This is a genomic window from Pseudoalteromonas sp., from assembly GCF_041629635.1.
GTDB lineage: Bacteria > Pseudomonadota > Gammaproteobacteria > Enterobacterales > Alteromonadaceae > Pseudoalteromonas.
Genome location: NZ_JBFKMX010000154.1, coordinates 1 through 7830 on the forward strand (window position 1 = coordinate 1; position 7830 = coordinate 7830).

Genomic DNA, 7830 nt, shown 5'->3' on the forward strand with positions numbered 1-7830 from the left:
AACCGATAGGTACGTTTCACTTCTTGCATATTTTCCACATAACTTATCGAAAGATAACACCGTGAACCAGCATGAAGCTTAATTTGTGTGGGCAGTGTAAAGCTAAAATCAAGCAAGGTGGTATCACCGTCATTCTCACGCGTTAACGGTATGGTATCTGACCACACCTCATTCAAGCCGCTTTCATAACCTGGCACGAGTATTTGAAGCGTTACTTGGTTAAACTGCTTAAAATCTGGCTGATTAATTACTATCTGCCCTTTCGTCTCGACTCCTAACATCACAATCTTACTATCGAGCATTAAAGGTGCCTTACCTAACGTTAGGAATCGATTATTTGCCACTTGTGATGCAATTAGAAAGCCAACAACACATAGCGCCACAATCATAATAAGCAGCCAATTGAGTGTATTGTTTAACGTAAGTGCAAGCAAACACCCAGCAATTAAAACCACAGAAAGCGTGTACGCAACAAACTAAAATTGCGCGCTTCGCTTACTCTGTTCACTATTAATTTTGACCATTAGCCACCCTGTTTAACTACTTAATTATATTAACTATTCTACATTTTATAGTTATCAAAATCAGCCATCTGTCATCTTATTTTGCCGATAAACACAAAAAAGCGGAGCAATTGCTCCGCTTTTAGCTTAAGTCTTTATTTAAATCGAATTAAAAGCCTAATAAGTTATACGCAAAGAACTTATTAGCAACTGTGTTGAAAAAAATCAGCGCCAAAATAAATGGGATAAACGTCGATAGTGAGAAGTTTACATATTTTTCTGTAAAGCTACCTGCATAGTTTGGAGCGCCTTGGCTAAGCTCTTCTGTAAGCTTTGCTTTCTTCCAGCGGTACATTACGAATAAACACACCATTAAACCATTTAACGGCAAGATGGTGTCGTAGAAAACATCGTAAATAAAATCAAATAGGCTCTTCTTAGTTGCAGGATCATGGTCGCCATAGTTAAACATAGTGCTTAACCATTCATTCATGCCGAACGACATGGTACATAAAATAGTTAAAATACCCATGCTACCAGCTAGAATCATCAACGCTTTAAAACGCGATACGCCTTTTTCTTCAATTAATGTAGCTGTTGGTACTTCAATAATTGAAACCAGTGAGGTTATTGCTGCAAAAAACACTAACAAGAAGAAAATCACTGCAATCGCGCTTGCACCTACGTAGCCAATATCTTGCTGCATCGCGAGGAAGATTTTTGGTAAGTAAACAAAAATCATTGATACAGATGAGTCTGATAGTTCAGCCGGATTAGTGTTTGGATTAAAGCTAAAAATCGCTGGCAGTACCATTAAACCTGCAATAAATGCAACCAGCGAGTCGGTCACTGCAACCATTTTTGCACTGCCCACAATATTTTCTTTCTTAGAAATATACGAGGCGTAGGTCATTAAAATACCCATACCAAGCGATAATGAGAAAAACGCCTGTGACAGTGCGCCATTTAATACACTGGCATTTACTTTACTAAAGTCTGGCACAACGTAGTAACGCAGGCCTGCACTTGCATTATCAAGAGTTAGCACGTAAGCAACTAAACCTATCAATAATACGAACAGTGCTGGCATTAACACTTTTGCTGCTTTTTCAATGCCTTGTTTTACACCACCAAGTAAAATGAGGTTGACCAGCACGCCTACACCTATCATGTAATAAAACACACTGGTTTGGTTTATAAACTGACCGAAGTTACTGGGATCAGCCAGTGCATCTAAATTACCAATGGCTGCCTGTATAAGGTAACCAAAGATCCACACCGTGATCACCATGTAAAATACACCAATCATAAATGGCGTAAGTACCGCTAAAAAGCCTGGGAATTTCCACTTACCTGCATTGTTAGACAATTTATTATAAGAACCAAGCGGATCTTTTTGTGCGCTTCGGCCCATTGCCATTTCTGCCATCATTACGGGTAAGCAAATTAAAATAACAAATAGTGCGTAGACAACTAGAAAAGCGCCACCACCATTTTTTGTTGCAGATACAGGGAAACCAACGAGGTTTCCAATGCCAACTGCACTTCCTGCAGCGGCCAAAATAAATCCGAGTTTGGAGCTAAAATGCTCTCTCGATGCACTCATGCTGAACCTTAGTATTATTATTCTCAGTTCTGGATGCTATCAGTGTTAAACCTACTGTTTCAAGTTTTCGCGAAAAATGATTTTTAGTTTTATCCTATCTGTTGATAGAATTATTTGTATATTCAATGAAATAAAAAGAAAGGTGCTGTATGTGGTACATGATTTACTCAATAGATGTTGAAAACAGCTTGGCAATGCGAAAAGAAGCACGCCCTGCTCACCTAGCGCGTTTAGAAGCGCTAAAATCAGACGAACGTCTTTTATCTGCAGGCCCATTGCCAGCGATTGATAGCGAAGATCCAGGTGAAGCTGGTTTTACCGGTTCGCTAGTGATTGCTAAATTCGATTCGTTAGAAGATGCGCGCAGCTGGGCTGCTGATGACCCGTATATTGAAGCAGGCATCTACAAAGAGTCTATTGTTAAACCATTTAAATTGGTTTTACCTTAATTGGTTCAGAATAAGTTCAGTAAACACTACTTATACTGAACTTAATTTATGTTGTAGCGAGTACAGAATGAAGTTTTTAATCGGTCTTCTCAGTTTTTTTGCAATATTTAGTACACATGGTGCTGCCAATAATATTCCAGCACAAAAACAGCCTCAGCATAAACGAATGCATAACCCTGCCCTAAAAAATGTAAATACTTTAGGACTTAATAAGCGCAGTGCAGCAAGAAAAGTATCCCAAGAGTATCCAGGCAAGGTATTAAACGTAAAAGAAAGCTCGCAGTTTTATAAAGTGAGAATGTTACAGCCTCAAGGCAAGGTCGTTGATTTTAAAGTATTGAAATCTAACGGCGCTATAAAAAAGGAAAGCAAAGACTAATGCGTATTTTAATCATTGAAGATGATCTTCAACTTGCTGATAACCTAAAACATGCCCTTGAAAAAGCGCGTTACAGTGTTGATGTATGTAACGATGGCGAAGCCGGCCTTTTTCACTTAACTGAATACCCACTTGATTTAGCCGTTGTTGACCTTGGCTTACCAAAAATGGATGGTATTGAAGTAATTAGTCAGGCACGTAAGGCAGGCATTGATATTCCAATTCTTATTTTAACAGCGCGCGACCGCTGGCAAGATAAAGTTGAAGGCCTTGATGCAGGCGCTGACGATTACCTTACCAAACCGTTTCATAACGAAGAATTAATCGCCCGTTGTAATGCATTAATTAGACGCAGCGCCGGAAAAGCCGACCCAACCATTACCGCAGGTCCTATTCGTATTCATACCCGTTCACAACAAGTATGGGTAAACGAAAAAGAGCTAATGCTTACAGCATACGAATACAAAGTACTTGAGTACTTAATGGTTAACCCTGAAAAAGTAATTTCAAAATCAGAATTAACCGAGCATATTTACGATCAAGACTTCGACCTTGATTCAAACGTGATTGAAGTATTTGTGCTTCGTTTACGTAAAAAACTTGACCCTGATGGCTCTATCGCGCCCATTGAAACATTGCGCGGCCGTGGCTATCGCTTAAGCGGTAAATTGTGATCCATCGTATATCGCTCAAAATTAGGCAAGGATTTATCCTTGTCTTTTTGCTTCTAGTGCTAATGCCTGCCATGTTCTTTTCGATTGGTAAGGCACTTTACGCAAGCTTAGTTGATAACACCGAACGCACCCTGGAAGCACATCTTTACTCATTAATGGCAAAAGTTGAAATTGAACAAGGGCAGCTTGCCCCAATTAATTTAATTGCCCCCGAGCTCACCCGCGCGGTTTCCGACACCTTTGCGTATATTTATTTAAATAAAGAAATCGCGTGGCAATCTGAATCTACTTTAGGTTATCAGTACATTCCAAAACATGCTGCCAGTGCCCCAGGGGTAATGGACTTTTCACAAATAGAAGAGCTCGAAAAGGATTTTAGGCAGCTTAGCTTTTTGTTTTTTATGGATGCCGATGGCATTGAATACCAAGTCACTGTGCTTGTTTTAAAAGATGAAGAGTCAATACGCTCACAGATGCAAGATTTCCGCGAAACCTTGCGCTATTGGTTAGCAATTATCGCCTTGGTAATGGGCTTACTGATTATGCTCGGCTTTTTATGGAGCAGTCATCCACTCAAACGCCTTGATAAAGAAATTGTTGCAATTGAAAGTGGCGAAGCCGACCAAATCACTGGTGAGTACCCAGAAGAACTGGAAAAAATACAGCAAGATCTCAACTTATTATTAGCAACCCAACAACGGCAAAAAGATAAATATCGCACGTCTTTAAGTGATCTAGCCCATGCACTCAAAACACCGCTTGCTGTTTTAAAGTCAAGCGACCTTGCCAGCCATGGCGATGGGCAAGAACAACTCGATCGCATTAGCAACATGATTGAGCATCAGCTGAAAAAAGCCGCTTCAGGCGGTACTGACACTTGGAAAAAGCAAACCAAGGTAAAACCGGTGCTCGATTCAATTTTAAACGCCATGGGCAAAGTGTATCGTGATAAAGATATTCAGTTTATTCAGTCAATTGATGCAGAAAGCGTGTTTATGGGCGATAAAACTGATTTAATGGAATTGCTTGGCAATATTCTCGACAATGCCTGCAAAGCTTGTGATGCTTTAATTGAAATAAAAGTTAAGCAATCAGGCCAAAAACTGATTATTGATATTGCTGATGATGGACCTGGCATACCTGCCGATAAAATAGAAGAGCTAACAATTCGTGGCAAACGCTTAGATACGTATGAACACGGACACGGTGTCGGTATGGCCATTGTTGGTGATTTAATCGATGCTTATAACGGCACAATGACAATTGGCACCAGTAATCTTGGTGGCGCCCTTTTCACTTTGGTATTTGATTATGAATAAACAGCGTATACTCGTTTTACTGACATTAATTGCATCACCGCTATTTGCACAAGAGTCAACCGCAACACCTTGCAGCAAAGGCGATATTGTTTTGCAATTACAATGCCTTGATCAAGCAATAATTGATCACAAACGCACACGCCAAACTTGGCTCACTAAATTAGAAAAACAAGTAGAAATAAAGCAAAATAATACAGGCAATACCCAGCTATTTTTAAGCTTTCAACGCAGTAAAAACAGTTTTGACAGTTATATTTCTGATAATTGCCAATGGCGTTATTTAAATGAGCTACCCAATACACAGCAAGCAGCGTTAAAGTATAAGCGCTGCGAGCTTAACGTGATAGAGCAGCAGATAAATATGTTAAAAAGTGGTTTTTAAATCATCTTCCGCAATTTTAAAAAGCAGCTAAAGAAATAGCTGCTTTTTAGTTTTATACAGGGTTATCGACATCGATAAACTCAACATCTAAGCCAAATTGCTCAGCTAAATACTCGCCAACAGCTTTTACACCGTAGCGCTCAGTTGCATGATGCCCCGCGGCAAAAAAGTCGATATTTTGCTCGCGCGCGCTATGTATCGTTTGCTCTGACGCTTCACCTGTAAGGTATGCATCAATGCCTTGACTTGCAGCTAAATCGATATAGCCTTGGCCACCGCCTGTGCACCATGCAATGGTTTCTATTTTTTTGCCGCGTACACTTTCAACTAACGGTTTGCGATTGAGCACGCTTTCTATTTTTTCGGCAAACTCTTCTGCCGTAAGTGGTGTTTTTAAGCGACCTTTCACTGCAATGCTTGGCTCACCGTATGGATCAAGGCCTGCTTCATAGTCAATATCCAATAACTCTGCGAGTTTGGCATTGTTACCAAGGGTTGGATGTAAATCAATTGGCAAATGATAGCCAATTAAGCTGATATCATTATTAATTAACGCGCCGATGCGGCGTTTTTTCATACCCGTAATTGGATAGGCTTCGCCTTTCCAAAAATAACCATGGTGCACTAAAATTGCATCGGCATTTTTTTCAATCGCCGCATCTATCAACGCCTGGCTTGCCGTTACACCCGTTATAATTTTAGTAACAGTTTCCCTTCCTTCGACTTGTAACCCATTTGGGCAAAAGTCTTTAACCTTATGAGGGGTTAATAAAGCATCTAATTCTTGGAGCAATGTAGAAAGCTGCATATTGCTGACCTATTAGTTGTTTTCGATCATTGAATTGTCCTTAACCTACCGTCAAAAATAAAGAAAATTCTCAAAAAATTGAAAAATGACGTGAAACTAGGTATAAATGTATTTTTAACAGTAATCTTCGTATCAAATAAACGGGATATACGATGAGTAAACTCGATAAAACTGAAGTGCTAGCAGCGTTTGAAAAAGCGTATGAAGCAGCAAATGGTAAAAAACCTGAGATCACAGCGAAAAGTGGTTGGTACAGTGTAGATGGCGGTAAAAATCTTCGCCTAGCTGACTTAGCAACGCTAACTGAAGAACTTTCATCTGGCGCAGCACCTGAAGCAAAAGAAGAAGCTCCAGCTAAGCCTGCTGCTAAAAAAGCACCAGCTAACAAAGCAGCTACTAAAAAAGCAGCGCCAGTAACTGCAACTAAACAAAAAGAATACACAGTTACTAAGCCAAACCCTGAAGGCTTTACTGCTGAGGAGTTCTGGATTAAAGAGCTTGCTGAGCGTGACCACGACACACGTCTTCCGCGCGGTGTTGTTTAATAACAAATTCGTTATTAATTAAAAAAGGCAGCTTTCGCTGCCTTTTTTATTGCCTGAAATTTAATAATATTACTTTTTAAAGTAACGAACGATTATGCGCGCTGCTGTAATCCACTTTTGGCCCAACGGGTACCACTTGCGTTGGGTTAATCATGGTATGGCTAAAATAGTAATGGCGTTTAATATGATAAAAATCGACCGTTTCAGCTACGCCCGTCACTTGATAAAGCTCGCGAATATAATTTGCTATATTCGGATATGACTCAAGCTGACGTTGATTACATTTGAAATGTGAAAAATAAACCGCATCAAATCGTATTAAGGTAGTGAACAAACGCCAGTCTGCCTCGGTAATTTGTGTACCCACCAAGTAGCGCTGTTTAGCTAGAATAGCTTCAACTTTATCAAGGGCATTAAACAGCGCAATATATGCCACTTCGTATGCGTCTTGTGTGGTCGCAAAACCCGCTTTGTATACCCCGTTATTAATATTGTGATAAACAAATTCGTTAATTTCATCAATTTCAGCACGTAAATGCAGCGGGTAATAGTCATGCTCGTTGCCTGTTAAATGATTAAAGGCGGTATTAAACATGCGAATAATCTCTGATGACTCATTGCTGACGATACAGTTTTGTTTTTTATCCCACAGCACCGGCACGGTAACACGGCCGCTGTAGTTTGCGTTATTACGCGTATATATTTGATGCATAGAATCAAAATCAAATAATGCATCGCCAGTACTGTGCTGTGTTTTATCAAATGTCCAACCATGCTCTAACATGTCTGGGCTTACGACTGAGACAGAAATATGCTGCTCTAGCCCTTTTAATACGCGAAAAATAAGGGTGCGATGCGCCCAAGGGCACGCCAGCGACACATATAAATGGTATCGGCCAGACTCTGCAGCAAAACCATTTGTACCTGAAGGGCCTGCTTCACCGTCTTTTGTTACCCAATTACGTAATTGGGCAGCTTCACGTTCAAACTTGCCTTTACTGTTTTTGGTGTCGTACCACTTATCGTGCCATTTACCTTCAACTAATAATCCCATGATCTGCTCCTTAAACCTGTGGTAATTCAAAAATAATTAATGTCGCTGGGGTGTTAGATACGTTTTCAAATACTAATTCAGTTTCATCTAACACTTTTGCACCATCACCAC

10 protein-coding genes are annotated in these 7830 nt (G+C 40.1%); 6 read left to right on the forward strand and 4 right to left on the reverse strand.

Features of this window, described 5'->3' with window-relative positions:
* The coding region (locus ABYD77_RS16270; protein WP_372771159.1) for a hypothetical protein at window positions 1-389 on the reverse strand (389 nt) is incomplete at its 3' end.
* Window positions 390-672: 283 nt separating this feature from the next.
* Window positions 673-2109, reverse strand: coding sequence for a sodium-dependent transporter (locus ABYD77_RS16275; protein ID WP_372771160.1), 1437 nt, complete (start codon window positions 2107-2109; stop codon window positions 673-675).
* A gap of 149 nt (window positions 2110-2258) precedes the next feature.
* Between ABYD77_RS16275 and ABYD77_RS16280 the strand changes: the two genes are divergently transcribed.
* The 5 genes from ABYD77_RS16280 (at window position 2259) to ABYD77_RS16300 (ending at window position 5312) form a co-directional block, all read left to right on the forward strand.
* Window positions 2259-2558, forward strand: coding sequence for a YciI family protein (locus ABYD77_RS16280; protein WP_372771161.1), 300 nt, complete (start codon window positions 2259-2261; stop codon window positions 2556-2558).
* 67 nt (window positions 2559-2625) lie between these two features.
* The gene (locus ABYD77_RS16285; protein ID WP_372771162.1) at window positions 2626-2937 is read left to right on the forward strand and encodes a PepSY domain-containing protein; all 312 of its coding nucleotides are present in this window, start codon (window positions 2626-2628) and stop codon (window positions 2935-2937) included.
* Complete coding sequence (locus ABYD77_RS16290; RefSeq protein ID WP_372771163.1) at window positions 2937-3611, forward strand: response regulator transcription factor; 675 nt, start codon at window positions 2937-2939, stop codon at window positions 3609-3611. Before ABYD77_RS16285 ends, ABYD77_RS16290 begins: the two co-directional genes overlap by 1 nt.
* A complete protein-coding gene (locus tag ABYD77_RS16295; RefSeq protein ID WP_372771168.1) occupies window positions 3605-4930 on the forward strand; it encodes an ATP-binding protein in 1326 nt (441 codons plus the stop codon). Before ABYD77_RS16290 ends, ABYD77_RS16295 begins: the two co-directional genes overlap by 7 nt.
* Window positions 4923-5312, forward strand: coding sequence for a hypothetical protein (locus tag ABYD77_RS16300; RefSeq protein WP_372771164.1), 390 nt, complete (start codon window positions 4923-4925; stop codon window positions 5310-5312). The genes ABYD77_RS16295 and ABYD77_RS16300 overlap by 8 nt, the downstream gene beginning before the upstream one ends.
* Window positions 5313-5364: 52 nt before the next feature.
* On the opposite strand, the gene ABYD77_RS16305 is transcribed toward ABYD77_RS16300, so the two are convergent.
* Entirely contained in the window at window positions 5365-6120 is a 756-nt protein-coding gene (locus ABYD77_RS16305) for a Nif3-like dinuclear metal center hexameric protein (RefSeq protein ID WP_372771165.1), read from the reverse strand.
* Window positions 6121-6272: 152 nt separating this feature from the next.
* On the opposite strand from ABYD77_RS16305, the gene ABYD77_RS16310 reads away from it, so the two are divergent.
* A complete protein-coding gene (locus ABYD77_RS16310; protein WP_372771166.1) occupies window positions 6273-6665 on the forward strand; it encodes a hypothetical protein in 393 nt (130 codons plus the stop codon).
* Window positions 6666-6741: 76 nt separating this feature from the next.
* On the opposite strand, the gene ABYD77_RS16315 is transcribed toward ABYD77_RS16310, so the two are convergent.
* A complete protein-coding gene (locus ABYD77_RS16315) occupies window positions 6742-7719 on the reverse strand; it encodes a glutathione S-transferase family protein (RefSeq protein WP_372771167.1) in 978 nt (325 codons plus the stop codon).
* Between the last annotated feature and the right edge of the window lie 111 nt (window positions 7720-7830).

Coding starts and splice junctions, on each gene's coding strand:
- ABYD77_RS16305 (WP_372771165.1), bottom strand. CDS start 6,120: ATGCAGCTTTCTACATTGCTCCAAGAATTAGATGCTTTATTAACCCCT.
- ABYD77_RS16310 (WP_372771166.1), top strand. CDS start 6,273: ATGAGTAAACTCGATAAAACTGAAGTGCTAGCAGCGTTTGAAAAAGCG.
- ABYD77_RS16315 (WP_372771167.1), bottom strand. CDS start 7,719: ATGGGATTATTAGTTGAAGGTAAATGGCACGATAAGTGGTACGACACC.
- ABYD77_RS16290 (WP_372771163.1), top strand. CDS start 2,937: ATGCGTATTTTAATCATTGAAGATGATCTTCAACTTGCTGATAACCTA.
- ABYD77_RS16280 (WP_372771161.1), top strand. CDS start 2,259: ATGTGGTACATGATTTACTCAATAGATGTTGAAAACAGCTTGGCAATG.
- ABYD77_RS16275 (WP_372771160.1), bottom strand. CDS start 2,109: ATGAGTGCATCGAGAGAGCATTTTAGCTCCAAACTCGGATTTATTTTG.
- ABYD77_RS16300 (WP_372771164.1), top strand. CDS start 4,923: ATGAATAAACAGCGTATACTCGTTTTACTGACATTAATTGCATCACCG.
- ABYD77_RS16285 (WP_372771162.1), top strand. CDS start 2,626: ATGAAGTTTTTAATCGGTCTTCTCAGTTTTTTTGCAATATTTAGTACA.